Source organism: Streptomyces sp. NPDC093221 (assembly GCF_044753885.1).
Lineage (GTDB): Bacteria > Actinomycetota > Actinomycetes > Streptomycetales > Streptomycetaceae > Actinacidiphila.
Genome location: NZ_JBIVOA010000006.1, coordinates 231,699 through 255,836, shown reverse-complemented (window position 1 = coordinate 255,836; position 24,138 = coordinate 231,699). Strand labels below are relative to the sequence as shown.

Here is a 24,138-nt window from a genome sequence, read left to right as displayed (position 1 = left end):
GAGGGCTGCCCGCGAAGCGATAACCCGCGGGGGTGGCGGCGCGAGGTGCCGTGAGCCCCGACGACCGGCCGCATCGCGGTCCTCATCCCTGGGGCCGGTCCTGAGGAAGGCCCTGGGGAGGGCCGCCGAGCGGCGGTGCCGGGGTGTCGTCGCCGAGCGGTGTCCGGCTGAAGTCCAGCGGCAGCCGCACGTTCCGGTAGCGGCCGACCGCCGGATGCTCCAGGGTCTCCACGGTGCGCCGCTCGCGCAGATAGTCGTCGTCGGCCAGGGACTCCAGGGTGCGTACGGGCGCGCAGGCGATCCTCGCGGTCCGGCACGCCGACACGATCCGCGCGACGGTGCGGTCGGACACGTAGTCCGCGATGACCGCCTGGACCTCGTCCGACCGGCCGCCGCGCTGTCCCGCGGTGGCGAACCGGGGGTCGTCCAGCAGGTCGTCGCGCCCGGCGAGCACGAGGAAGCGCCGCCAGTCGGCGTCGGTGTACGGCATGACGCAGACCCAGCCGTCGCGGGCCGGATGCGGGCGCCGGGCGGGTGCCAGCGACCGCGCCCACCCGATGTCGCCGCGCGGCGGGTCGAAGGTGTGGCCCGCGAGGTGCTCGACGAGGTTGAACGCGGCCATGTTGTCGACCATCGGCACGTCCACCCACTGGCCGTGGCCGTCGCGCAGGCGGCTGTACAGGGCCGAGACCGTCGCGAGCGCCATCAGGAGGCCGCAGGTCTTGTCGGCCGTGACCGACGGCGAGTACGCCGGTTCGCCGCCGCGCAGGCGGTAGCTGTCGGCCATGCCGGACAGCGCCTGGACCGTGTCGTCGTAGCCGGAGACGTCGCGCAGGCCGGAGCGGGAGCTGTACGCCTGTCCGGTGCAGAGCACGATGTCGGGACGGACCCGCGCGAGCGCGTCATAGTCGAGGCCGAGCCGTTCGCGGGCGCTCGGCAGGATGTTGGTCACCACCGCGTCGGCCCCGGCCACCAGGTCGGTGAAGCGGCGTCGGTCCTCCCCCGTGGCCAGGTCGAGCACCACGGAGGTCTTGTTGCGCAGCAGCCGGAGCGACAGGGCCGAGAGACCGTCGGCCGCCGTCGGCCCGATCCTGCGCCCGATGTCGCCGCCCGGCGGCTCGACCTTGACGACCTCGGCGCCGAGGTCGGCCAGCAGCGAGGTCGCGTACGGCCCCATCACCACCGACGTGCAGTCGATCACGACGGTGCCCGCCAGCGGACCGCCGCGCGGGGCCGCGTATCGCGTCGGCACGGAATCTCCTGTCGGCACGGAATCTTCTGTCGGCACGCGATCTCCTGTCGGCACGCGGTCTCCTCGAAGATGTCGGTCTCGGCCCCGGGACCGGGCCACTTGTGCGCCGGGGCGCGGTGGCATCGTCTCCAGGACGGCCCCGGTGCCGCTCTGGAGTTGCCCACGCACTCGGCGGCGCCGACTTGTGCTCAGCCACAAAGGGGGCCGATAGCCTGGGGCGATGGACACTGGCGAGGGCGTCGCACGGTCGGTGACCCCCGCCGCCGCGTCCTCGGCGGCCGTGGGCACGCTGCGCGACCTGCTGGAGAGCCTGGGACCGCACACGCTGCGGCTCGTCGGCGGTGACCGGGCGCGGTTGGCCCGGCCCGCGGGCGAGCCCGTGGTCCACGGTCCCGACGAGCCGATCCACGACGTGGCGGGGGCTGTCGTACTGCTCACCGGGGGCAGGTCCGATCCCGCCGAGGTGACCGACCGGATACGGCAGGCCGCCGCCGCGGGCGCGAGCGCGGTCGTGGTGAAGGCGTGGGGCCGGGACCTGGGCCGGGCCGTCGAGGCCGCCCGCGAGGCGGACATCGCCCTGCTGTGCACGCCCGACGAGATGGCCTGGCGGCGCCTGGACGCGTTCGTCACCGCGGCCGGTGCCGCTCGGGCCGCCGTCCCCGAGGAGGCGGGCGGCATCGGCGACCTGTTCGGCCTGGCCAACGCGATCGCGGCGTCGCTGGGCGGGCCGGTCACGATCGAGGAGGTCGACGGCCGGATCCTGGCGTACTCCAACCTGCCGGACCAGGAGATCGACGAGATCCGGCGGTTGGCGATCCTCGGCCGCCGGACACCGGAACGGCCTGGCGACGCGGCGAAGTACCAGGCCGTGATCGCCGCGCAGGGCCCGGTGCGGTTCGCCAGTTCGGGTCCGGAGTACGCCGACCGGATGGCCGTCGCCGTACGGGCGGGGCACCAGGTGCTCGGCGTGATCTTCGTCCTGGCGGACCGGCCGAAGCTGGTGGACGACGCGGAACGCGCGCTGCTGGACGCCGCCCGCAGCGTCGCCTTGCACCTGCTGCGGTCGCGGGAGGCGGTCAGCCCCGAGCGGGAGCGGCGCGGCGACGCGCTCCGCGGTCTGCTGGCCTCCTCGCTGGACGCGGCGAGCGCCGCCGCGGCGCTGGCGCTGCCCGCGCGTGCCTCGTTCGTCCTCGCGACGGTACGACCGGTCGCCAGTGAGCTGCGGGCCGCCGACGCCGCCCGCGTCCGCGACCTGATCACGCTGCACGGTGAGCACTGGCACCCGGAGTCGGCGGCCGTGCTGGAGGCGGGCGACGTCGTCCTGCTGCTGCCCGTGCTCGACCCGCCCCAGGACGACCGGGGCCAGGCGCGGCTGGCCGCGCGGCTGCGCAGGCTGGGCACGGACCTGGTGACGGCGGCCCGCAGGTCCGCCGGGGTGGAACTGGTCGTCGGCTTCGGCGCCGTCGTCGACGGCCTCGCGGCCGTCGCCGGGTCCCGGCCGCTCGCCCGGCGGGTCGTGGACACGCTGCTCGACCCGCGCGCCGACCCGCCCCACGGCGGTGTCGCCACCCTCCACGACGTGCGCCCTCAGGTCGTCCTCGCCTGTCTGCGGTCCGGGGCGCCGATCGACGAGGACGTGCTGCGGCTGCCCGCCGTGCGCGCCGTCCTGCGCCACGACGCGGACCAGGGCACCGACTACGCCGGGACGCTGCTGGCGTATCTGGGGTCCGCCGGGAGCGTCGCCGCGACCGCCCGCGCCCTCGGCGTCCACGAGAACACCGCCCGCTACCGGGTCCGCAGGCTGACCGAGATGTTCGGGGTCGCCCTGGACGCGGGCGACGACACGCTCGTGACGTGGCTCCAACTGCGCAACGCCGTGCGCGGCCCCCGGGGCGCACGCGGCTGAGGCCCTTGTGGGGACCGACAAGTCGCGGGGTCGGGCCCGTGGCCTGACGACAACGGCGGGGGCGCCCGCGCCTTCTACCGTTCGGGGCGGAACGGAGGAATCAGATGACATCAACCCTGCTCGCCCACGTCCGCGTCGGCCTCGGCGGCCCACCTCGCGACGTCCTGGTCCGCGACGGGCGCGTCACGGCGATCGGCGCCGTCGGCGGCGTCCCGCCCGAGCCGGACACCGAGGTGATCGCGTTCGCCGACGCCACCCTCGTCCCCGGTTTCGTCGACGGCCATGTGCACATCGAGCAGTGGGTACGGAATCTGCGCGCCGTCGATCTCGGCGCCGCAGGGAGCCCGCGCGAGGCCGCGGTCATGATGCGGGACGGCATACGCGCGGCGCACCGTACCGGGATCGTCTGGGGTCAGGGCATTGTGCCCGCGCTGTGGGAGGAGGCTCCGCACAAGCGTGTCCTGGACGAGCTGGTGGGCGACGCGGCGGTGGCCGTCAGCACCATCGACCTGCACACCACGTGGCTGAGCAGCGCCGCGCTCGACCTGGTCGGCCTGCGCGGGCACCCCACGGGGGTGCTGCGGGAGACGGCGTCGATCGAGACCAAGGCGCGGCTGGCGGCGATGGTGCCGCCCGAGGAACTCGACGCCTGGGTCGGGGAGTCCGTCGCCGCGCTGCCCGCGCTGGGCGTCACCGGCCTGACCGACCTCGCCTACGCGGACAACGTCGAGGCGTGGCGCCGCCGGTCCCGGCCCGGCGCGGTGCCGGTCAGGGTGCTGGCCGGCATCTGGACGCCGTGGCTGGACGGCGCCATCGCCGCGGGGTTCCGTACGGGGCAGGTCGTCGCGGGGACCCACGGGCGGGTGCGGGTCGGGCCGTACAAGATCGTCAGCGACGGGTCGCTCAACACGAGGACGGCGTGGTGCGTCGATCCGTATCCGCACCCGGCCGGGGCCGGTGACGCGTGCGGGTTGTCGCTGGTGCCGCTCGACGAGCTGGTCGAGCTGATGGGCAGGGCGTGGGCGGCCGGGCTCGAACCCGCGGTGCACGCGATCGGCGACCGGGCGAACTCCGCGGTGCTCGACGCGTTCGAGCGGGTCGGGTGCCCCGGCAGGATCGAGCACGCCCAACTGGTGAGCGAGCGGGACATGCCGCGCTTCGCCCGGCTCGGCGTGGTCGCGTCGGTCCAGCCCCAGCACGCCGTGACCGACCGGGACGTGGCCGACCTGCACTGGCCGGGCCGCACCGACCGGGCCTACGCCTTCCGCTCCCTGCACGCCGCCGGTGCCCGGCTTGAGCTGGGCTCCGACGCGCCGGTCAGCCCGCTGGACCCGAGGCTGGCCATCGCCGACGCGGTCTTCCGTACCGACGACGACCGGCCCGCGTGGCACCCCGAGCAGAGCGTCCCGCTGGAGGTGGCGTTCGCGGCGGCCGGCGCGGGCCGGGGTCCGGTGTCCGTCGGCGACGTCGCCGACCTCGTGGTCATCGGCGGGGACCCGCGCGCGTTCGACCGCGCCGCGCTGCGGACCATGCCGGTGCTGACCACGATGGTCGGCGGCACGCTCACGCACCGGTCGGTCTGAGGGGCCGCCCCCGCGTCGGACCTGCCCGGCCGCGGTCGGGTGCCGTCCCCGGCGACGGCTTGCCTACGGGCCGGGCGCGTCCTCGGGGGCGCCGATCAGCCGCGACACGCGGGCGCCCAACCGCCGTGCGACGCCCTCCAGTTCCCGTGTCCGCGGCCTGATGCTGTCGGTCGAGCCGACCAGGCAGGCCGCGGCGGCGACCGAGTTGCTGGAGTCGCGTACCGGCGCGGAGATGGAGATGATCCCCAGTTCGTCGATGGACTTCATCGACAGCACGCCGTCGCGCCCGGCGCGGGCGAAGCGGCGCAGGAACTTCTCGACCTGCTCCGGCGGGTGCCTGTTCGGCAGGACCCGGCGCAGCTCGTCGGCCTCGAAGTCCGATGCCAGGGTCGGTCCGCCGTCGGAGCCGATGATGGGGGCGAGGCGCCCGAGCCACGGCGTCATGCTCAACCCCTCGCCGACGCTCTGGAGTTCTTCGACGAGCGTGAGGCTGTGCATCCCGTTCAGCACGGTGATGAACGCGCACACCCCGGTCGTCGCCGCCGCTTCGGCCACGAGCGGCCGGCCCTTTTCGAGGATCATCGGCAGGGTCGCGGCGCGATGCCAGCCGTGCACCGCCCAGCTCGCCTCGAACCGCGCGCCGTCCTTGCTCCTGCGGACGACTCCCGCCCGGCCGCACGACTCTAGCAGGCGGCGGACCCGGTCGGGCCGCAGCCCCGTCCCGGTCGCGATACCGGCCAACGAGTCGCGCCCCGCGGACAGATGCCACACGATCCGCAGTGCCGCCTCAAGGCCCAGCGGGCTGCCGTCGCGGCCGAGCGGACCTCCGGGCGCGATGTTCGGCCGGTCCAGTTCGTCGTCCACCGTGCGTTCGAGCAGCCGCCGCGCCTCGTCGAGCACACGGCGCGCCCGCGGTACGACCTTGGCGGCGCGGCTGACCGGCAGCCGGGCCGCCAGTACGGCGACGCATTCGCCGACGGGGCTCATGACCGGCACGGCGATCTCCACGCCCATGCCGATGGTCGACTCGGCGCGGAGCGCCCGCGGCGGGCCGTCGGTGTCTTCGAGGCGCGCCGCGCGCACGATCGCGCGCCGGGCGTCGTCGACCGACTCGCCCACCTTGGCGTGCGCGCGCAGGGGCCACACCGACTCGACCGAGGCGACCACCCGCATGCCCTGCGCCGTCGGTGCGGCCAGGCACGCGGTCTCGCCGGTGAGCGTCGCGACGAGCGTCAGCGCCGACCGGACGGACCTGGCGAACGGGGCCGCCGCGCGGCCGGAGAGCTCGATGGCCCGCCGTCCGATGCGGTAGGTCCCGTACGCGCTCCCGCGCTCCAGCAGTTCGAGTTCCGCCAGTTCACCACAGAGCCGGGAAGCGCTGCTCAGCACCGTGCCCAACCGTCCGGCGATCTCCCCGACCGGCATCGGCAGGGTGGGGTCGGGACGATTGCCGACCTGCTGCACCGCGTTCAGTCCCGACAACACATGTGTCGTCATCACCGGGTCCTCGACGATCCGTGTCGCGTGGGCCTTCCGTCGTGGCCGGGGCGACGTGCGTTCCCCGCACCGTAGCAGTGGCCCGCCCGCGCGCCCGGTGGTGCGCCGCCGCGGCGACCGTCCGGCCAGGGCGTTCGCGCAGAACCCTCAATTCGCCGTGCCGCGGTTTGCCGGAAACGCATCGTGCGGCGTGACAGCACTTCCGCGGTGCTTATAGTGAGCCAACTCGTTTTGAGCACCGCCGGATTTCCCTTTTCCACAGAACGGAAAACGGCGTATCGGTCCTCGCATGTTGTTCCCGACTGCCGCAAGGAGCCCGACTCACGTGTTCAGCAAACACCTTACTGGTAGACCGGCGACAGCCGTGACAGCAGTGGCCGGATTCGCCATGACCGTCGGCGTCCTCGCCGGTTGCACCTCGCATGCCACCGCGACCGCCGATTCCGTGGGCGAGGATTTCATCCGGGGGACGTACGACAAGAGCGTCGCACGACTGGTTCCTTCGGACATCGCGGGAAAGGGCGGGATCGACGTGGCGAGCGGGCCCGGCTATCCGCCGTTCTTGCTGCTCGCCGAGGACGGCAAGACCCTGGCAGGCGCGGAACCCGAGCTTCTGCGGGCCGTCGCCGACGTGCTGGGGCTGAAGGTGAGGTTCGCCGACGTCAAGTTCGACGCGATGATCCCCGGCCTCCAGACCAAGCGCTACGACATGGTCGCCGCGGCGCTCAGCATCACGCCCGCCCGGCTGAAGCAGGTCGACTTCGTCAGCGAGTACTCCGGCGGCACCTCGCTGATCGTGGACGCGGGCAACCCCGAGAAGCTGACCCTCGACACGATGTGCGGACACACCATCGCCGTCATGAAGGGCAGCATCTACGCCGAGAACTACATGCCGACGTTCGACCGGGACTGCGTGCGGGCGGGCAAGCCCGCCATCACCGTCTCGGTGTTCCCCGCCCAGGCCGACGCCACGCTCGCGGTCAGCAGCCGCCGCGCGGACGCCAGCATGTCCGACTACGGCCCGCTGTCCTACATCGCCGGGCAGTCCAACGGCCGGCTCGACGTGCTGAACGCGAACTACCTGCCGACCACATGGGGCTACGCGCTCCCGAAGGGCTCCGCCCTGGCGCCCGCGGTCGCCGCCGCGATGAACAATCTGATATCCGACGGCACGTACGGCAAGATCCTTGCCAAGTGGAAAGTGAACCAGGGCGAGATCGCGAAGTCAGAGGTGCACACCGATGGCCAACGCTGAAATGCCCTCGCTCGCGCAAAGAACCGGCGGCCCGGACGGCGGCGTGCTCAAGGTCGCGCGCACCCGGCATTACGGGCAGTGGATCGCGACCTTCGTCATCATTTCCCTGGCGGCCCTCGCCGTCAATTCGCTGATCACGAATCCTCGCTATCAGTGGGACGTCGTATTCAGCTATTTCCGCGATGTGCAGGTGGTGCACGGACTTGTCACGACGATCGTCCTGACCGTCGTCGCCATGGTCGTCGGAATCGTCATCGGCGTCCTGGTCGCGGTCTGCCGTGATTCCAGGAACCGGTCCGTCGCCGCCGCGGCGCTGGCCTACGCCGGATTCTTCCGCGGCACGCCGCTGCTGGTGCAGTTGATCTTCTGGTTCAACCTGGCCGCCCTGTACCCGGTGCTGTCGCTCGGCGTCCCGTTCGGCCCGACGCTGGTGTCGGGTGACGCGAACACGCTGATCACGCCGTATGTCGCGGCGATCCTCGGCCTCGGGCTGAACGAGGGCGCCTACATGTCCGAGATCGTCAGGGCCGGGCTCCAGTCGGTCGACCCCGGCCAGACGCAGGCCGCGCAGGCGCTGGGCATGCGCAGGGGCCAGATCTTCCGGCGCGTCGTGCTCCCCCAGGCCATGCGGGTCATCATCCCGCCCACGGGGAACCAGACGATCTCGATGCTCAAGACGACGTCGCTGGTCAGCGTCATCGCGATCCCGGAGATCCTCTTCCGGGTGCAGGAGATCTACTCGCGGACGTACGAGGTGATCCCGCTGCTGATCACCGTCAGCCTCTGGTACCTCGTGGTGACCACCGTGCTGAGCACGGGCCAGTTCTACCTCGAACGGCATTTCAAGCGCGGTGACACCCACTCCCCCGAGCCGTCGCTGCTGGCGGCGCTGCGGGCCGGGATCGTCCCGCGCAGGGCGAGGGCCGCCGCGCCGACGGGCCCGGCCGGCACCGAGGGAGGCCGCGCATGACCGCCGTCTCCACCCGGCCGATGGTCGAGGCCGTGGGCGTGCACAAGTCCTACGGCGGCAATCGCGTCGTCCAGGGGATCGACCTGACGGTCGCGGAGGGCGAGGTGCTGTGTCTCATCGGCCCGTCGGGGTCGGGCAAGAGCACGTTCCTGCGCTGCGTCAACCATCTGGAGAAGATCGACGCGGGCAGCATCAGCGTCGCCGGCGACCTGGTCGGCTACCGCGAGCACAACGGGTGGCTGCACGAACTGCGCGACGCGGAGACCGCCAAGCGCCGCAGCGAGATCGGCATGGTCTTCCAGCACTTCAACCTCTTCCCGCACATGACGGTGCTGGAGAACCTGATCGAGGCCCCGCTCCGGGTCCGCCGGGAGAAGCGCGGGGCGGCCGTCGAACACGCGCGGGCGCTGCTCACCCGCGTCGGGCTCGCCGACAAGGCGGACGCGTACCCGCGGGCGCTGTCCGGCGGGCAGCAGCAGCGGGTCGCGATCGCACGGGCGCTCGCCATGCGCCCCAAGCTGATGCTGTTCGACGAGCCCACCTCCGCGCTCGACCCGGAGCTGGTCGGCGAGGTGCTCGACGTGATGCGGGGTCTCGCCGCGGACGGCATGAGCATGATCGTGGTCACCCACGAGATCGGCTTCGCCCGCGAGGTCGCCCACACCGTGGCCTTCCTCGACGACGGCGTGGTCGTCGAGAGCGGCCCTCCCGAGCGGGTGCTGGGCAGTCCGCGGCACGAACGCACCCGTTCCTTCCTGGCGAAGGTCCTGTCATGACAACTCATCGAATCCGGAAGGAAGCACCGTGAGCAACCCGCTGGAGACCTTCGACGTGGCCGTCGTCGGCCTGGGCGCCCTCGGCAGCGCCGCCGCGTACCACCTGGCCAAGCGCGGAGTCCGCACCGTCGCGTTCGAGCAGTTCGACCTCGGACACGTACGGGGCGCGTCGCACGACACCTCACGCATCATCAGGACGTCCTACGGCGCGACCAGATACGTCCGGCTCGCCACGTCCGCGTACCAGGACTGGGCGGACTTCGAGAAGGTCGCGGGCGAGCGGCTGGTCACGGTGACCGGCGGGGTGATCTTCCTGCCCGCCGACGGCCCCTACAGCGCCGGTGACTTCACCGGCAGCCTGACCGAGGTCGGCGTCCCGTACGAGCTGCTGGACCCGGACCAGGTCCGGGCGCGGTGGCCGCAGTTCGACATCCCCGAGAACGTCGAGACCGTCTACACGCCCGACACCGGGATCGTGAACGCCTCCCGTACGGTGGCCGCGCTCCAGATGCAGGCGCGGGCCCACGGCGCCGAGTTGCGGGCGCGCACGCCCGTGACGGCGCTGAGGCCGGACGGCGCGGGCACCGTACTGGAGACGGCGGCCGGTCCCCTGCGGGCGAGGAAGGTGGTCCTGGCGGCCGACGCGTGGACGAACCGGCTGCTCGCCCCGCTGGACGCCGCGATACCGCTGGAGACGATGCAGGAGCAGGTCACGTACTTCAAGCCCGCCGACGCCGAGGCGTTCGACCCCGACCGCTTCCCGGTGTGGATCTGGGAGGACACCGACTGCTTCTACGGATTCCCCGCCTACGGCGAACCCACCGTCAAAGCCGCCCGCGACGTGTCGAACAACCTGATGACGCCCGAGGACCGGACCTTCGAGCCGTCCGCCGAACTGCTCGACCAGCTCTCGGCGTTCATGGGCGCCACGATCCCCGCCAGCGGCCACGTGCTGCGCACCGTCACCTGCCAGTACGCGATCACGCCCGACCGGGAATTCGTGCTGAGCCCGCTCGCGCGGTACCCCGACATCATCGTCGCCCTCGGCGCGGGCCACGCCTTCAAGTTCACCCCGGCCATCGGCCGCATCCTCGCCGAATTGGCGCTGGACGGTGAATCCACCGACGACATCTCGGCGTTCGCCGCGCCCGGCAGTGCCGCCTGACGGTCTCACAGGCCGGCGTTCCGCGACGGCCGCCGCGGAACGCACAACGGCCCGCCGACTGATGTCGGCGGGCCGTCACGGTACTTCGAGGCCGGTGAGCCTCGGTGGGCGATACTGGGATCGAACCAGTGACCCCTTCGGTGTGAACGAAGTGCTCTCCCGCTGAGCTAATCGCCCGGGACTCCTCGAACCATACAGCGCGACGGGCCCGCCGTTCAAACCACATGCGCGGCGTCGGCGGCGAGCCGCGCGAGCAGCCCGTGGCGTCCGCCGCGCATCATCAGCGCGTGGTTGGCGAGGAAGAGCGGGCGGCAGGGGACGGCGAGCAGCCGCATCAACGGCTTGCGGACGACGACTTCCTGTTCGTAGAGCAGCCGGGTGCGGGTCCCCGGGAGGCCGCCCGGCGTGATCGTCCAGCGGAACCAGCCCTCCAGGTCGCCGGTCATCGCGGCTTCCAGGACCCGCGTACTCGGGTCGTGCCGGACGGATCTGGCGCTGACGACGAGGTCGTACGGGAGGAGGGAGCGGAAGCGCAGCATGCCGGTGGTGTCGCCGGTCTGCCGCACCTCGCGGATCTGGGGCCACCAGACGGGGTAGTCGTCGGGCCGTTCCAGCACCCGGTAGACGGCGTCGGGGTCCGCGTCGAGCTGCCACGTCCTACGGAATCGGTAGTGACTCCAGTCCATACCGCAAGTGTGCGCGATCGAATCCGCGTACGGCGCGGGAACGCAAAGGATCCCGGGGAGCGGTGTGGAAACCGGTCCCCGGGATCCTCGAATCCGGTGGGCGATACTGGGATCGAACCAGTGACCCCTTCGGTGTGAACGAAGTGCTCTCCCGCTGAGCTAATCGCCCGGACGCGTGGACAACTTTACCGCACGTGGGAGGGGCCTCGGACCAGGCTCCCGAGGGCCCGCGACGGGCGCGCGGGGCCTAGCTGTCGGCCCAGGGCGTGTCGAGGCCGAACTGCCACAGGTAGCACCCGGCGAGTCCGGCCAGGGCGAGCACGGCGGCGGTGGTGAGCAGCAGATTGCGCCGCCGTACGCGGGGGTCCAGGGCGGCCCTGGCGGCGTCGGCGACCTTGCGGCGGGTCCAGCGCAGGACGCGCTGGGCCCAGGCGAACTCGGTGGCCCAGATCGCCATGCCGCCGAAGATCACCACCCAGCCGGGGCCGGGCAGCGGGAGCAGGACGACTCCGCCCGCGACGACGGCGAGGCCGACGAGGAAGACGCCGACCCGCCAGGACTGGTGCAGCAGCCGTGACTTCCTGATGAAGCCGGGGGCCCGTGACCCCAGCCGCGAATCCTTGGCCACGGCTCCGCCGGACTCGTCACTCTCCGCAGTCATACCGACAATTTACCCGACCGGCGTTCGTCACCGAAATGGCCGATCGGCCCGTCTCGGGACTAGGCCGGACGAGGTACCAGAAGCCTCACAAACCCCTCAGAGGGGTTTACAACGTCCTCGCAGGTGGCATGTCGATTTCGCCGACGTGCGAATCCCCGAGCGCACACTGAGCGAAAGGCCCTGGCGCTTATGAACACCACGGTCAGCTGCGAGCTGCACCTGCGCCTCGTTGTGTCGAGCGAATCCTCACTGCCTGTACCCGCGGGCTTGCGGTACGACACGGCCGATCCGTATGCCGTGCACGCCACCTTCCACACCGGAGCCGAAGAGACGGTCGAATGGGTGTTCGCCCGCGACCTGCTCGCCGAGGGGCTGCACCGCCCCACCGGCACCGGAGACGTCAGAGTCTGGCCGTCCCGCAGCCACGGTCAGGGCGTCGTCTGCATCGCCCTCAGCTCCCCCGAGGGCGAAGCGCTGTTGGAAGCACCGGCGCGGGCCCTGGAGTCCTTCCTGAAGCGGACGGACGCCGCGGTTCCGCCGGGCACCGAGCATCGTCACTTCGACCTCGACACCGAGCTCTCCCACATCCTCGCGGAGAGCTGAGACCCAGCCCGTCACCGCAGTCCGCGGCCGTCCTACTCGGGGGGACGCCCGGACCCGACCAGCGGAGCCGGACGCTCGCGCCCGGCCCGGCCGCCTGTCATCTCGACACGACTTCGCACGCGATTTCGCTCATGACATCGCTCGTGACGTCGCTCGCCGCGACACGCACGACACCGTCACCCGTCGCGTACGAGACACGCACGACAGCCGTCTCCGTGGGGCCTGCACCCCCACGGCGGCGGCTTTCGCGCGCTAGAGTCACCGGAACGCAGCCGACCGATCACGCCGGCAGGGAGCAGTTCCGTGCTGATCAACCATGACACCAGGTGCGCGCTCGACAGCGTCGTCGACCTCGTCAACACCGCGCCGCAGATCGAGGGCCGGGAATCGCTCGCGGACGTCGCGGACCTCCGCGGCTTCGTGGAACGAAACCAGGTCAGCGAGGTCGGACGGCTCGACGAGCGCGACCTCACCGCCGTCCACGCCGTACGCGCCCGCTTCACCGCCGTCTTCGGCGCCGCCGACAACGCGACGGCCGCCACCATGCTCAACGCGATGGTCGCCGAGGCGGGCACCACGCCGCGGCTGACCGACCACGACGGCTACGACTGGCACGTGCACTACTTCGCGCCGGGCGCCTCGCTGGCCGACCACCTCGCCGCGGACTGCGGCATGGCGCTGGCCTTCCTCATCGTCGCCGGGGAACGCGACCGGCTGCGGCGGTGCGACGCGCCCGACTGCCGCCGGGCCTTCGTCGACCTCTCCCGCAACCGCTCACGCCGCTACTGCGACAGCCGCACCTGCGGCAACCGGCTCCATGTGGCGGCCTACCGGGCCCGCCAGCGCGAGGCGAGCGCCTGAGCGCGGGCGGCACGAACAGCCGACCTGCGGACGCGGCCGCGTGCGTCCGCCCCCGGCCCGCGGCGTCAGAGCAGCAGCAGGTCGTAGATCGCGCCTGCCCCGAGCAGCCCTCCGATCACACACAGGAACAGCATCAGCGGGGGCTGCGAGAGGGCGTACAGGCACCCCTGCGGCTCTCCCTCCCCCGCCCTCGCGGCGGGTTCACGACCCTCGGCGCGCGGGCCTGGAACGACGTTCTCGACAGTGGATTCGGCACGGTCCGGCCGCGGAGGGGAGAGACGATCCCCGGAGGTGGGCAGCACAGGCCGATGATCGCGCAGAGAACGATCACTCGTCTCCCAACACGCCAACTCCCAGGGGTGTTTCGGACCCCCACACCCGTTCGAAGAGGGCCGTGCGGCGCACGCCTTCCGGTCAGATACCGCGCCGCTTGAGGATCTCCTCGACGTCGGCGAAGTCGGACAGACCGCTGTCCGCCGAGGCGCGCCGTTTCGTGCTCGGGCGGGAGGAGGCGGGCAGCGCGGGGCTGGAGGCGCCGGGCACGGCCGCCGGGGGCTGCTGCCCCTCCTCGGGTCCGACGCGCGCGGCGATCAGCCGGGTGACGCCGTACAGCAGCACGGAGACGCCGATGACGCCGAAGCCGAGCCAGACGGTGGGCTTGAAGATCAGGTCGGCCGCCCAGTCGCCGGTGGCGGTGCCGATCTTGCGGCCGAGGGTCACGAGCCCCGCCATGGCCAGGCCGACCGGCAGCAGCGACACGGCGGCGATGCGGGTGGCCCGCAGATAGCGTCGGCGGTAGGCGGTCTGCACGGCGATGGCCAGGCCCGCGGCGGACAGGACGGCGCATAGGGCGGTGGTCAGCATCCCGAGGCTCCTGCGGCAGTTGCGGATGGCCCCGTGAGGTCCGGCCAAGGGCCCGCACGAGGTCGCGTCCTCCCATCCTGCCTCGACACGGGCGCGCGAGGCCACGGCGGGGGGCCGGGTTCAGGGGGATCTCGGGGGTGCCTCCTCCCCGAGTGGGAGACTTGGACCATGGATCAACCCTCCCCCGCCGTGTCGCGTCCCCCCGTACTCGAGGTCTGGTGCGAGCTCCAGTGCCCGGACTGCCGCACCGCCCTGGACGACGTCCGCGCGCTGCGCGAGCGGTACGGCGACACGCTCGACATCCAGCTCAGGCACTTCCCGCTGCCCAAGCACGCGCACGCCCTGGCCGCCGCGCAGGCGTACGAGGAGGCGTACGAGCAGGGCAGCGGCTGGCCGTACGCGGAGGCCGTGCTGGCCAGGGTCGAGGAACTGGACAGCCGCGGTGAGGCGGTGCTGGTCGAGGTGGCGCGCGATCTCGGCCTGGACGCCGACGAGGTGGACACCGCGCTGATCGACGGCCGCCACCTGCTGGTCGTCGACTCCGACGAGGCGGAGGGCAAGGCCATCGGCGTTACCGGCACGCCCACGTATGTGATCGGCGGCGAGCGTCTGGACGGCGGCAAGAGCCAGGACGGGCTGCGCGAGCGGATCACCGCCATCGTCGACCGCCTGCTGGCCGAGGCGGGCTCGGCCGTCCCCGGCCCCGGCCCGGCCACCGGCGACGACGGGCAGGTCTGCCGGATCCCCGGCCGCGACTAGACCGGCACCGGGCTCATCGGGGTCGGGATCAGACGCGGGCAGCGGGCACGGGTCCGGGCTCAGACGCGGGCAGCGGGGTCGGGTCCGGGCTACAGCAGCGGCTTCGACAGGTGCCGCACCGTCGTGCCGTAGCCCAGCGACTCGTACAGCCGCAGCGCCGGTGCGTTGCCCGCGAAGACGTCGAGGGCGACGGCGGGGGCCCCGGCCTCGCGGCAGGCGTTCTCGGCGGCGAGCATGAGCGTACGGCCGTGTCCGCGGCCCCGGTGCGCGGTGTCGACCTCGACGGCCAGCACCCACGCGGGCGCGGCACGGTCGGCCTCGTCGTACAGCCGCAGCGCCACGCGGCCGACGGTCACACCGTCGTGCGCGAGGGCGTACAACGCGGCGCCCGGAGTGTCCCGGCCGCGCGGCAGCACGTGGTCGAAGGCGGCGGCCTCGCGGGCCGCCGCCTGCTCGCGCGGCATGCCGCGGTCGACCAGCGAGGCGATGAACTCCTCCGCGCTGTGCGCCCGCCACGGCCCGTACTCGGCGGCGGTCAGCGGGCGGGTGCGGCTGCCGGGCGGCAGCGGGTGCGGCGGGGCGGGCTCGCGCAGCGGCTTGAGCATGCCGCGGGCGCGTTCGACGTAGCCGAGCGCGGTGGCCAGCCGCAGCCCGTACTCGGCGGCGGCAGGGACCGAGACCTCCGCCCGCGCGCAGCCCCACAGCCGCAGCACCTCCTCGGCGGCCAGCGCGGCCACGGTGCCGCGCCCGCGCCGCCGGTCCGGCTCGTCGACGGCCAGCGCCGCGATCCGCCCGGTGCCGGGGCCGAGCCCCGGTTCCGCGCTCAGCTCGACACCGCCGACCGGGCGGCCGTTGACGCAGACGGTGAAGGCGCGGGCGCGACCGCCGTCGGGCGCGCGCCGCTCCGGGCCCGCGGGTCTGAGGGTCGTCGTCATGGTCGCGCTCCCGGGATGTCGCCGTACCGATCGCATGGGGTGCCGGGTGACGTTCTACCGCGCCCGGCCGCCGCCGTGCCGGGACTTGGGGGACCTACGGGTTCGGATCGGCCGCCGCGCGCTCGGCGAAGATCCGCATGGCCTTGGCCGTGACGGGCCCCGGAGCGGCGGACAGCCGACGGTCGTCCGTCCGGTGCACGCCCTGCACATCGCGCAGCGACGAGGTCAGGAAGATCTCCTCCGCCCGGTCGAGGACGTCGAGCGGCAGGTCGGTCTCCTGCGCGCCGGTCCAGTCGATCACCAGCTCGCGGGTGATCCCGGCCAGGCAGCCGGACGCCAGCGGCGGGGTCAGCAGCCGGCCGTCGAGGACGACGAAGACATTGGACCCGGTGCCCTCGCAGAGCCTGCCCCGGGTGTTGGCGAACAGCGCCTCGCTGGCGCCGTGTTCGTGCGCCCGCGCGAGAGCGACGACGTTCTCCCCGTAGGAGGTGGTCTTGAGCCCGGACAGCGCGCCCTTCTCGTTGCGCGCCCACGGGACGGTGACGACGGCGGTGGTGTCGGGGCGTACGGACGCCTCGCCGAGCGCCACGACCAGGGTGGTGCCCGCGTCGCCGCGGTCGGAGCCGAGCGGCGACGGACCGCCGGTGTACGTGATCCGCAGCCGTCCGAGCGGCATCGGGTTCGCGGCGAGCACGGCGTCGCAGGCGCGGCGCACCTCGTCCCGGTCGGGCTCCGGCAGGCCGAGACCGCGGGCGGACCTGGCGAGCCGCTCCAGGTGGCGGGTGACCGCGAAGGGCCGGCCCTCGACGGCCTTGAGCGTCTCGAACACGCCGTCGCCGACCGTCAGTCCGTGGTCGAACACCGACACGGTGGCGTCCGCGGTGTCCCGCAGTCCGCCGTCCACCCAGATCTTCACCGAAGCATCCCTCCGCTTGTCTCCTGGACTCCCGACGCTACCGCCAGCAGCCTGGCCGCCTTCAATTCGGTCTCGGCCCACTCGCCTTCCGGATCCGAACCCCAGGTGATCCCGGCACCGGTGCCGAAGCGCAGCAAGGGGGCGCCGGGGCCCGTCCTGTCGATCCAGAACGTCCGGATGCCGACGGCCAGTTCACCGGTCCGCCGGTCCGCGTCGACCCAGCCGATCCCGCCGCAGTACGGGCCGCGCGGGGCGGTCTCCAGCTCGCCGAGCACCCGCAGCGCGCTCGACTTGGGCGCGCCGGTGACCGAGCCGGGCGGGAAGGCGGCGGCGAACAGCTCCGGCCATCCGGCGTCGGGGCGCAGCTCGCCGCGGACGGTGGAGACCAGGTGCACCAGGCCGGGGTGCGGCTCGATCGCGCACAGCGCGGGCACGGTCACCGAGCCGGTGGCGCAGACCTGGCCGAGGTCGTTGCGCACCAGGTCGACGATCATGACGTTCTCCGCGTGGTCCTTGGGCAGCAGCTCGTCCGCGGTCCGCGCGGTGCCCTTGATCGGCCCCGACTCGACCGTCGCGCCGTCGCGCCGCAGGAACAACTCGGGCGAGGCGGTGGCGATCTCGACGCCGTGCGCGGGCAGCCGAATCGTTCCGGCATACGGGGCCGGGTTGCCGCGGGCCAGGACCGCGGACAGCGCGTCGATGTCCGGGCCGCCGTACCCGCCCCGGCTCTCCGCCTCGGGCAGCGGCGCGGTCAGGACCCGGCAGAGGTTGACCTGGTAGACCTCGCCGGCCGCGATGCGCTCGCGGATCGCGCGCACCCCGGCCACATAGGCCGCGCGGTCCAGCGAGGAGGTCCACGCGGCGGGGTCGGGGCCGCGCCAGGGGCGGGTCCGGGGTGTGGAGGGGGCGGGGTCGCGGCGTACGTCGCCGAAGCGGGCGCAGACCGTACGGCCCTCGAAGTCGGCGGCGACCGCCCAGAAGCCCGTGGAGTCGAGCGCGCTCAGGTCCGCGGTGACATCCCGCAGGTCGGAGGCGACGAGGCCGCCGAAGCGGGCCATGGGGGCGAGGTCACGCACGGGGCTTCCCTGGTGGACGGCGAGTGGACGACGAGAGGGCCGAACCGGTGCTCGGCGGCAGGTGGAGCCGAGTCTAGGCGGGGCGCCGTCGCGGTGCTCCGCCGGTCATGCGCCCGTCATTGGCCCGGCACGCTGCGGAAACCAGTTTTTGAGCTTGACCGGGAATCCGCTAGAGTTCACCACGTCGCCGGGACACGAGAGTGCCCCGGAGCTACGGCGCCTGCGGACGTGGCTCAGTTGGTAGAGCATCACCTTGCCAAGGTGAGGGTCGCGAGTTCGAATCTCGTCGTCCGCTCGACGTGGGGGATCTTCCCGAACCCCCGCTGTGTTGGTGGAGTGGCCGAGAGGCGAGGCAACGGCCTGCAAAGCCGTCTACACGGGTTCAAATCCCGTCTCCACCTCCAAGGACGATTAGCTCAGCGGGAGAGCGCTTCCCTGACACGGAAGAGGTCACTGGTTCAATCCCAGTATCGTCCACTGGACCCCACAGGGTCCTGGAGAAAGATCCCGCGCGATTAGCTCAGCGGGAGAGCGCTTCCCTGACACGGAAGAGGTCACTGGTTCAATCCCAGTATCGCGCACGCGTCATCAGCACCATCCGCGTCACCCGCACGACCGAGGACGATTAGCTCAGCGGGAGAGCACTTCCCTGACACGGAAGGGGTCACTGGTTCAATCCCAGTATCGTCCACGCGCAGGACACCGAGGGCCGGAAGCGATCGAGCTTCCGGCCCTCGGTCGTGCGGGTCCCTCGGTCGTGCGGGTCCACTCGGCCGTTGCGGGTCCCCTCGGCCGTGCGGGTCCCCTCGGTCGCGGGAGGACCGCCTCCGTCGTCGGGATCGGGGTCAACTGGCCCCGGAAAAGCGCAATGCCCGGGTATCTCGCGATACCCGGGCAAACGCAGTCGTCCGCCGTACCCCCGTCCCCACGGGGTTCACCGGTATGTCCCCGGCCCGGACCGCTCTTCCGGGCCTGGGGCGTTGTGTCAGCGCCCCATCAGGCCGGCTACGGACGACGCTTGTGTGACCACCGCGTCCACTCCACCGAAGAAGTAGGCGAGCAGGGCTGCCAGCGGCAGCACCATGGCCGCCGCCACCAGCGGATGCCGGGTGCCGGTCGGACGGGCGCCGACGATCAGCGCCCTGCCGCCGCGCACGGCACGCGCGGTGCGTTCCACCGTGTTCGCCATGGCCCTCTCCAGAGGTGAGGTGTGGTCAGATCTTCTGTTGTCAGATTTGGGGCGGCGGACGTTTGACCTCGGGGGACGAGTGCTTCGCCCGCCGCTTGACCTCAACATTAAGGGCGCGACGGCGGCCGGTCGTCATGCCCTCGTACCCCTTTACCGGCCTCCCGGAGGATGACGGCGAGCGGCCCGGATACTCCCCTGGGTGGAGGAGGCGACCTAGGTCACCAGGGGTATCCCGGAGGGGACACCGGGCCGGAGGGGCGGCTTTTCCTGAGGAGGGTCCGGGACCGCGTCGGTAGCCGGCGGGGTGACAGGGCGGTGACGGGGTCGGGCGACGGCGCGGTGACGGGGCGGTGCTCAGCCCGCCTGCTCGACCTCGCGCGGTACCGGCTGCTCCACCAGGGCGAGCACTCTGGTGGACATGAAGCGGGCGGTGCGGACCACCGTCCCATTGCGGGTGACTTCACTCACTTCCACGACACCTCGGCGCACCGCCGTCTCCACTCTGCGGCCCGCCCGGGTGGCGATGACCTCATAGGTGCGGGTGGTGTCCCCCGCGTCGACGACTATCTCCACACGATCACCTTTCACGGCGTCATTCCCCCTTGGCAGACGGTCCGTTGGCGAAGCGGGCGCGGTGCTGACCACCCGTCCGACGGGCGCGCTCCCACCTCTCAAGGATCCCACCGGGCACTGACAATTAGCGCCCGCGCGCCTGCGGGGCATCAGCGCGCGGGGGGACTTGAGTCCGTAAGCTGTGGGCGGCCGGCCCAGCGGCCGGTCAGTTCAGTGGAGTGGGGCCTCCCCCACCGGAGGCAGGGGACGGACGGACATGGCGATGATGCGGCTCCGGCGCGAGGATCCGCGGGTCGTCGGCGCGTTCCGGTTGCACCGGCGGCTCGGGGCGGGCGGCATGGGCGTGGTCTACCTCGGCGCGGACAAGCGCGGGCAGCGCGTCGCGCTGAAGGTCATCAGGCCCGAGCTGGCGGAGGATCAGGAGTTCCGCTCGCGGTTCGCCCGTGAGGTGTCCGCCGCCCGGCGGATCCGCGGCGGCTGCACGGCCCGGCTGGTGGCGGCCGACCTCGAGGCCGAACGCCCGTGGTTCGCCACGCAGTACGTGCCGGGGCCGTCCCTGCACGACAAGGTCGCCGAGGGCGGCACGCTGCCCGCCGCCGAGGTCGCCACGATCGGCGCGGCCCTCGCCGAGGGGCTGGTCGCCGTGCACGAGGCCGGGGTCGTGCACCGCGACCTCAAGCCGTCGAACATCCTGCTGTCCCCCAAGGGCCCGCGGATCATCGACTTCGGCATCGCCTGGGCGACCGGGGCCAGCACGTTGACGCACGTCGGTACGGCGGTCGGCTCGCCCGGCTTCCTCGCGCCCGAGCAGGTGCGCGGCGCCGCGGTCACCCCGGCCACCGACGTCTTCGCCTTCGGCGCCACCCTGGCGTACGCGGCGACCGCCGACTCGCCCTTCGGGCAGGGCAGTTCCGAGGTCATGCTGTACCGCGTGGTGCACGAGGAGCCGGATCTGACCGGCGTGCCCGACGCGCTCGCGCCGCTGGTCTACGCGTGCCTGGCCAAGGACCCCGAGGAGCGGCCGAGCACCGTGCAGCTCTCGGAACGGCTCGCCGAGATCGCCGCCCGCGAGGCCCGCGGGATCGGCGCGCCGCGCCGCGAGGGGCTGCCGAAGGCGGCCGGGCCGCGCCCGGAGCGGCCGACCGGCCGCAGGGCCGAGGAGTACGCGCAGCAGCACACCGAACGGCGGCCGGCCGGCGGGCCGACCAACGGGCGTACGGGTCCCGGTACCGCGCCCGGCCGCGGCAGCCGTACGGGCGGTGGCCAGGGGCCGCACGGCACCGGGGCCGGTGCCGGGGGGCAGGGCGGCGCCGGCACGTCCGGGGGGCGCTCCGGGTCGCGTACGCCGCCGCCTCGGCCGCCCGGCCCCCGGTCCTCCGGGACCCGCACCCCCGCCGCCCGGACGCCGACCGGGCGGCGTCCCGGTGCCAGCCCGAAGCGGCGCCTGTTGCGCCAGCGCGTCTTCGTCTTCGTCATCGTCACCCTTCTCGCGGCCGTCATCATCGCCGCCGCCCAGGGGTGCCACCGGCTCTCCCGCGGACTCGGCGTCCCGCCCACGGTCACCGTCTCGGCTTCCGCCGGGGATTCAGGCCCCTAGGGCTGCCGCCCGGGCGGCCCGATGTCGGCTTCCGTCACGGCCGATCGCGCCGTTCCCCCGGTTGGGTGCCACTTTCGGCCGTGCGGACAGTCCCGGCCAGCCGTGGCTCGTCGCGCAGTTCCCCGCGCCCCTACGGGGCCCACCCGGCGTCGCGGAGACAGTCCCGCCATGACGTGGCTGGTCGCGCAGTTCCCCGCGCCCCCAGGTGGGTGCCACATTCCGCCGCGCGAACAGCACCGGCCCGCTGCGCTTGCGCGCGCAGTTCCCCGCGCCCCTACGGGGCCCCAGTGCGGACGCCGGGTGGGGCGGGCTTTTGAGGGGCGCGGGGAACTGCGCGACCAGCCCATGTCGGGGCGCGGGTGAAGGACGGCAGGTACGAGCCCCGAAGGGGCGCGGGGAACTGCGCGACCGGCCCCCACCGGGGCGGGGGAACGGCGCGGGTGGCCAGGGCGGGGCGGGGCTGGCTCCGCGACGGGATGTGGCACTCGCGCGGGCGTCCGTACTCGTGAAGCCTCCCCCGCAGGGGGGCTGGCGTGGGTGGGCGGACTTCGGCTAGGTTTCCAAGCGCTTGCTTAGTAGGCTCGGGCGATCGGAAGGACGCGGCGCATGACGACCACCACCGCGAAGGACGGCCTCGGCGAGGAGGAGCTGCGCCGGCGGGCCAGGGCGCTGCTGGCGGCATGGGAGCCGGGGCGGACGGAGCCGCTGGAGTTCCTGCGGGCGCGGTTCGACGCGGGACTGGCGTGGGTGCACTTCCCCGAGGGCCTCGGGGGCCTGGGCGCGCCGAGGGCGGCGCAGGCGGCGGTGGACGCGGAGCTGACGGCGGCCAGGGCGCCGGACAACGATCCCCGGCGGATCGGCATCGGGCTCGGCATGGCGGCGCCGACCATCCTGCGGTACGGCACCGAGGAGCAGAAGTCCCGCTTTCTGCGACCGCTGTGGACCGGCGAGGAGGTGTGGTGCCAGCTCTTCAGCGAACCGGGCGCGGGCTCGGACCTGGCCGGGCTGCGCACGCGGGCGGTCCGCGACGGCGACGAGTGGGTCGTGGACGGCCAGAAGGTCTGGACGTCGAGCGCCCACACCGCGCGCTGGGCGATCCTCATCGCCCGTACCGACCCGGATGTGCCCAAGCACCGAGGGATCACGTACTTCGTGTGCGACATGACCGACCCCGGCGTCGAGGTGCGTCCGCTGCGGCAGATCACCGGGGAGGCCGAGTTCAACGAGGTGTTCCTCAGCGGGGTGCGGATTCCCGACGCGCACCGGCTCGGCGAGGTCGGCGACGGCTGGCGGGTCGCGCAGACCACGCTCATGAACGAGCGGGTGGCGATCGGCGGGCAGAGCCTGCCGCGTGAGGGCGGCATGATGGGCCCCGTCGCCGCGACCTGGCGCGAGCGGCCCGAGCTGCGGACGCCGGAGCTGCACGACCGGCTGATGCGGCTGTGGGTGGACGCGGAGGTCGCGCGGCTCACCGCCGAGCGGGTCCGCCAGCAGCTCGTGTCCGGCGCGCCGGGCCCCGAGGGCTCCGGGCTCAAGCTGGCCTTCGCCCGGCTCAACCAGCAGATCAGCGGCCTTGAGGTGGAACTCCTCGGCGAGGACGGTCTGCGCTACGGCGACTGGACGATGGTCAGGCCGCGCAGTGTCGACTTCTACGGCCGCGACGCGGGCTACCGCTATCTGCGGGCCAAGGGGAACTCGATCGAGGGCGGCACCTCCGAGATCCTGCGCAACATCGTCGCCGAGCGGGTCCTCGGCCTGCCCTCCGAGCCCCGCACCGACAAGGACGCCGCCTGGAAGGACCTCCCCCGATGACCGCCGCCTCCGCCCCCTCCCCCGGCCCCGCCGACCTCCTCTACTCCGAGGTCGAGGACGACCTGCGGGCCGCCGTGCGCGACGTCCTCGCCGACCGCTGCCCGCCGACGGCCGTGCTGGCCGCGATCGAGACCGACACACCGTACGACCCGGCGCTGTGGCGGGTGCTCGCCGCCGAGCTCGGCCTCGCCGGGCTGCTGGTGCCGGAGAAGCTCGGCGGCCAGGGCGCCTCCGCGCGGGAGGCCGCCGTCGTCCTCGAAGTCCTGGGCGGCGGCGCCGCGCCCACGCCCTTCCTCGGCAGCGCCGTCCTCGCCACCACCGCGCTGCTCGGCTGCGACACCGAGGACGCGGGGACGGCGGCGCTGCTCGGCCGCCTCGCCGCAGGCACGGCCACGGCGGCGCTGGCCGTCCCGCTGTCCGCCGCTCCCGGCGGTGCCTTCCCCACAGCGGTACGCGCCGACGCGGGCGGTCCGCTGACCGGCCGTGTCACCAGCGTCGTGGAAGCCCTCGTCGCGGACGTGCTCGTCGTCCCCGCCGTCGGCCCGGAAGGCCCGGGGCTCTACGAGGTCGCGGCGGCCGACGTCCGTACCGTACGGCCGGTCTCCCTCGACCTCACCCGGCCGCTCGCCGATCTGGAGCTCTCCGGCGCCGCCGGGCGTCTCCTGCCCGCCGCAGACCCGGCCGCCGCGCTGGACCGCGCCCTGCTCACCGGCGCCGGGCTGCTCGCCTCGGAACAGCTCGGCATCGCCCAGTGGTGCCTGGACGAGACCGTCCGGTACCTCGGTGAGCGCCACCAGTTCGGGCGCGTGGTGGGGTCCTTCCAGTCGCTCAAGCACCGGCTCGCCGACCTCTGGCTCGAGGTCGTCTCGGCCCGCGCCGCCGCCCGCTCCGCCGCCGACGCCCTGGCCACCGGCGCGCCCGACACCGCCGTCGCCGTGGCCGTCGCGCAGTCGTACGTCGCCGCCACGGCCGTCCACGCCGCGGAAGAGGCCCTTCAACTGCACGGCGGCATCGGCATGACGTGGGAGCATCCGCTCCACCTCTACCTCAAGCGCGCCAAGGCGGACGAGATCGCCCTCGGCACACCGGGGTACCACCGCGCGGCGCTGGCCTCTTTGGTGGGGCTCCCGCCCCGCCCGTGAGGACGCGGGCCCGTGGGCGCGCTGGAGGTGCCCCCAGCGCGCCTGAAGACCTGGCCCCGG

The 24,138-nt window shown here is 73.2% G+C and carries 22 protein-coding genes and 7 tRNA genes; 17 read left to right on the top strand and 12 right to left on the bottom strand.

Annotated features, from left to right (window positions below):
- Positions 1-82: 82 nt before the first annotated feature.
- Positions 83-1,252, bottom strand: coding sequence for a CaiB/BaiF CoA transferase family protein (locus ACIQCJ_RS23975; protein ID WP_402712464.1), 1,170 nt, complete (start codon positions 1,250-1,252; stop codon positions 83-85).
- A gap of 220 nt (positions 1,253-1,472) precedes the next feature.
- On the opposite strand from ACIQCJ_RS23975, the gene ACIQCJ_RS23970 reads away from it, so the two are divergent.
- Positions 1,473-3,158, top strand: a complete 1,686-nt coding sequence (locus tag ACIQCJ_RS23970) for a PucR family transcriptional regulator (RefSeq protein ID WP_402712462.1) — start codon at positions 1,473-1,475, stop codon at positions 3,156-3,158.
- A 104-nt stretch (positions 3,159-3,262) separates the two neighbouring features.
- Positions 3,263-4,741 (top strand): amidohydrolase, encoded by a 1,479-nt coding sequence (locus ACIQCJ_RS23965; protein WP_402712461.1) that lies wholly within the window; start codon positions 3,263-3,265, stop codon positions 4,739-4,741.
- Between the two features lie 63 nt (positions 4,742-4,804).
- On the opposite strand, the gene ACIQCJ_RS23960 is transcribed toward ACIQCJ_RS23965, so the two are convergent.
- On the bottom strand, positions 4,805-6,238 hold the full coding sequence (locus tag ACIQCJ_RS23960) for a hypothetical protein (protein WP_402712460.1): 1,434 nt from the start codon (positions 6,236-6,238) through the stop codon (positions 4,805-4,807).
- Positions 6,239-6,602: 364 nt separating this feature from the next.
- Between ACIQCJ_RS23960 and ACIQCJ_RS23955 the strand changes: the two genes are divergently transcribed.
- The 4 genes from ACIQCJ_RS23955 to solA are packed head-to-tail and all read left to right on the top strand — an operon-like array spanning position 6,603 to position 10,404.
- Positions 6,603-7,493 carry an ABC transporter substrate-binding protein gene (locus tag ACIQCJ_RS23955; RefSeq protein WP_402712459.1) on the top strand — a complete coding sequence of 297 codons (891 nt, stop codon included), beginning with the start codon at positions 6,603-6,605 and terminating at the stop codon, positions 7,491-7,493.
- On the top strand, positions 7,480-8,463 hold the full coding sequence (locus tag ACIQCJ_RS23950) for an amino acid ABC transporter permease (protein WP_402712458.1): 984 nt from the start codon (positions 7,480-7,482) through the stop codon (positions 8,461-8,463). The genes ACIQCJ_RS23955 and ACIQCJ_RS23950 overlap by 14 nt, the downstream gene beginning before the upstream one ends.
- Positions 8,464-8,483: 20 nt before the next feature.
- Positions 8,484-9,239, top strand: a complete 756-nt coding sequence (locus ACIQCJ_RS23945) for an amino acid ABC transporter ATP-binding protein (RefSeq protein WP_401721622.1) — start codon at positions 8,484-8,486, stop codon at positions 9,237-9,239.
- Between the two features lie 28 nt (positions 9,240-9,267).
- Entirely contained in the window at positions 9,268-10,404 is a 1,137-nt protein-coding gene (gene solA, locus ACIQCJ_RS23940) for an N-methyl-L-tryptophan oxidase (RefSeq protein WP_402712457.1), read from the top strand.
- A gap of 105 nt (positions 10,405-10,509) precedes the next feature.
- On the opposite strand, the gene ACIQCJ_RS23935 is transcribed toward solA, so the two are convergent.
- From ACIQCJ_RS23935 to ACIQCJ_RS23920, 4 genes are all read right to left on the bottom strand, one after another.
- Positions 10,510-10,581, bottom strand: a tRNA-Val gene (locus ACIQCJ_RS23935).
- Positions 10,582-10,619: 38 nt separating this feature from the next.
- Positions 10,620-11,090, bottom strand: coding sequence for an SRPBCC family protein (locus ACIQCJ_RS23930; protein WP_355332571.1), 471 nt, complete (start codon positions 11,088-11,090; stop codon positions 10,620-10,622).
- A 97-nt stretch (positions 11,091-11,187) separates the two neighbouring features.
- Positions 11,188-11,259, bottom strand: a tRNA-Val gene (locus ACIQCJ_RS23925).
- 78 nt (positions 11,260-11,337) lie between these two features.
- On the bottom strand, positions 11,338-11,751 hold the full coding sequence (locus ACIQCJ_RS23920; protein WP_355332573.1) for a TIGR02611 family protein: 414 nt from the start codon (positions 11,749-11,751) through the stop codon (positions 11,338-11,340).
- A 189-nt stretch (positions 11,752-11,940) separates the two neighbouring features.
- Here ACIQCJ_RS23920 and ACIQCJ_RS23915 point away from each other — a divergent pair, with 189 nt between their 5' ends.
- Both ACIQCJ_RS23915 and ACIQCJ_RS23910 read left to right on the top strand, forming a co-directional pair.
- On the top strand, positions 11,941-12,354 hold the full coding sequence (locus ACIQCJ_RS23915; RefSeq protein WP_003959770.1) for an SsgA family sporulation/cell division regulator: 414 nt from the start codon (positions 11,941-11,943) through the stop codon (positions 12,352-12,354).
- 303 nt (positions 12,355-12,657) lie between these two features.
- Entirely contained in the window at positions 12,658-13,215 is a 558-nt protein-coding gene (locus ACIQCJ_RS23910) for a CGNR zinc finger domain-containing protein (protein WP_355332576.1), read from the top strand.
- A gap of 414 nt (positions 13,216-13,629) precedes the next feature.
- Here ACIQCJ_RS23910 and ACIQCJ_RS23905 read toward each other — a convergent pair whose 3' ends face one another.
- Positions 13,630-14,079, bottom strand: a complete 450-nt coding sequence (locus ACIQCJ_RS23905; RefSeq protein WP_391046554.1) for a hypothetical protein — start codon at positions 14,077-14,079, stop codon at positions 13,630-13,632.
- Positions 14,080-14,247: 168 nt separating this feature from the next.
- Here ACIQCJ_RS23905 and ACIQCJ_RS23900 point away from each other — a divergent pair, with 168 nt between their 5' ends.
- A complete protein-coding gene (locus ACIQCJ_RS23900; protein WP_402712456.1) occupies positions 14,248-14,838 on the top strand; it encodes a DsbA family protein in 591 nt (196 codons plus the stop codon).
- 89 nt (positions 14,839-14,927) lie between these two features.
- Here the strand turns inward: ACIQCJ_RS23900 and ACIQCJ_RS23895 are convergent, their stop codons facing one another.
- The 3 genes from ACIQCJ_RS23895 to ACIQCJ_RS23885 all read right to left on the bottom strand — a co-directional run bounded on the left by ACIQCJ_RS23895 (position 14,928) and on the right by ACIQCJ_RS23885 (position 17,765).
- Entirely contained in the window at positions 14,928-15,773 is an 846-nt protein-coding gene (locus ACIQCJ_RS23895) for a GNAT family N-acetyltransferase (protein ID WP_402712455.1), read from the bottom strand.
- 94 nt (positions 15,774-15,867) lie between these two features.
- Positions 15,868-16,689, bottom strand: coding sequence for an aminotransferase class IV (locus ACIQCJ_RS23890; RefSeq protein WP_402712454.1), 822 nt, complete (start codon positions 16,687-16,689; stop codon positions 15,868-15,870).
- Positions 16,686-17,765: a chorismate-binding protein gene (locus tag ACIQCJ_RS23885; RefSeq protein ID WP_355332593.1), complete on the bottom strand. Its 1,080-nt coding sequence runs from the start codon at positions 17,763-17,765 to the stop codon at positions 16,686-16,688. The genes ACIQCJ_RS23890 and ACIQCJ_RS23885 overlap by 4 nt, the downstream gene beginning before the upstream one ends.
- Positions 17,766-17,987: 222 nt before the next feature.
- Between ACIQCJ_RS23885 and ACIQCJ_RS23880 the strand changes: the two genes are divergently transcribed.
- The 5 genes from ACIQCJ_RS23880 to ACIQCJ_RS23860 all read left to right on the top strand — a co-directional run bounded on the left by ACIQCJ_RS23880 (position 17,988) and on the right by ACIQCJ_RS23860 (position 18,456).
- A tRNA-Gly gene (locus tag ACIQCJ_RS23880) sits at positions 17,988-18,060 on the top strand.
- 35 nt (positions 18,061-18,095) lie between these two features.
- A tRNA-Cys gene (locus ACIQCJ_RS23875) sits at positions 18,096-18,169 on the top strand.
- A 1-nt stretch (position 18,170) separates the two neighbouring features.
- Positions 18,171-18,242, top strand: a tRNA-Val gene (locus ACIQCJ_RS23870).
- Between the two features lie 32 nt (positions 18,243-18,274).
- A tRNA-Val gene (locus ACIQCJ_RS23865) sits at positions 18,275-18,346 on the top strand.
- A gap of 38 nt (positions 18,347-18,384) precedes the next feature.
- Positions 18,385-18,456, top strand: a tRNA-Val gene (locus ACIQCJ_RS23860).
- Positions 18,457-18,750: 294 nt separating this feature from the next.
- On the opposite strand, the gene ACIQCJ_RS23855 is transcribed toward ACIQCJ_RS23860, so the two are convergent.
- On the bottom strand, positions 18,751-18,954 hold the full coding sequence (locus ACIQCJ_RS23855; RefSeq protein ID WP_355332595.1) for a hypothetical protein: 204 nt from the start codon (positions 18,952-18,954) through the stop codon (positions 18,751-18,753).
- Between the two features lie 354 nt (positions 18,955-19,308).
- The gene (locus ACIQCJ_RS23850; protein ID WP_188285447.1) at positions 19,309-19,542 is read right to left on the bottom strand and encodes a hypothetical protein; all 234 of its coding nucleotides are present in this window, start codon (positions 19,540-19,542) and stop codon (positions 19,309-19,311) included.
- 241 nt (positions 19,543-19,783) lie between these two features.
- On the opposite strand from ACIQCJ_RS23850, the gene ACIQCJ_RS23845 reads away from it, so the two are divergent.
- The 3 genes from ACIQCJ_RS23845 (at position 19,784) to ACIQCJ_RS23835 (ending at position 24,078) form a co-directional block, all read left to right on the top strand.
- Entirely contained in the window at positions 19,784-21,124 is a 1,341-nt protein-coding gene (locus ACIQCJ_RS23845; protein ID WP_355332597.1) for a serine/threonine-protein kinase, read from the top strand.
- Positions 21,125-21,730: 606 nt separating this feature from the next.
- Positions 21,731-22,936, top strand: a complete 1,206-nt coding sequence (locus tag ACIQCJ_RS23840) for an acyl-CoA dehydrogenase family protein (RefSeq protein WP_402712452.1) — start codon at positions 21,731-21,733, stop codon at positions 22,934-22,936.
- Positions 22,933-24,078, top strand: a complete 1,146-nt coding sequence (locus tag ACIQCJ_RS23835; RefSeq protein ID WP_402712451.1) for an acyl-CoA dehydrogenase family protein — start codon at positions 22,933-22,935, stop codon at positions 24,076-24,078. Before ACIQCJ_RS23840 ends, ACIQCJ_RS23835 begins: the two co-directional genes overlap by 4 nt.
- The last annotated feature ends 60 nt before the right edge of the window (positions 24,079-24,138 follow it).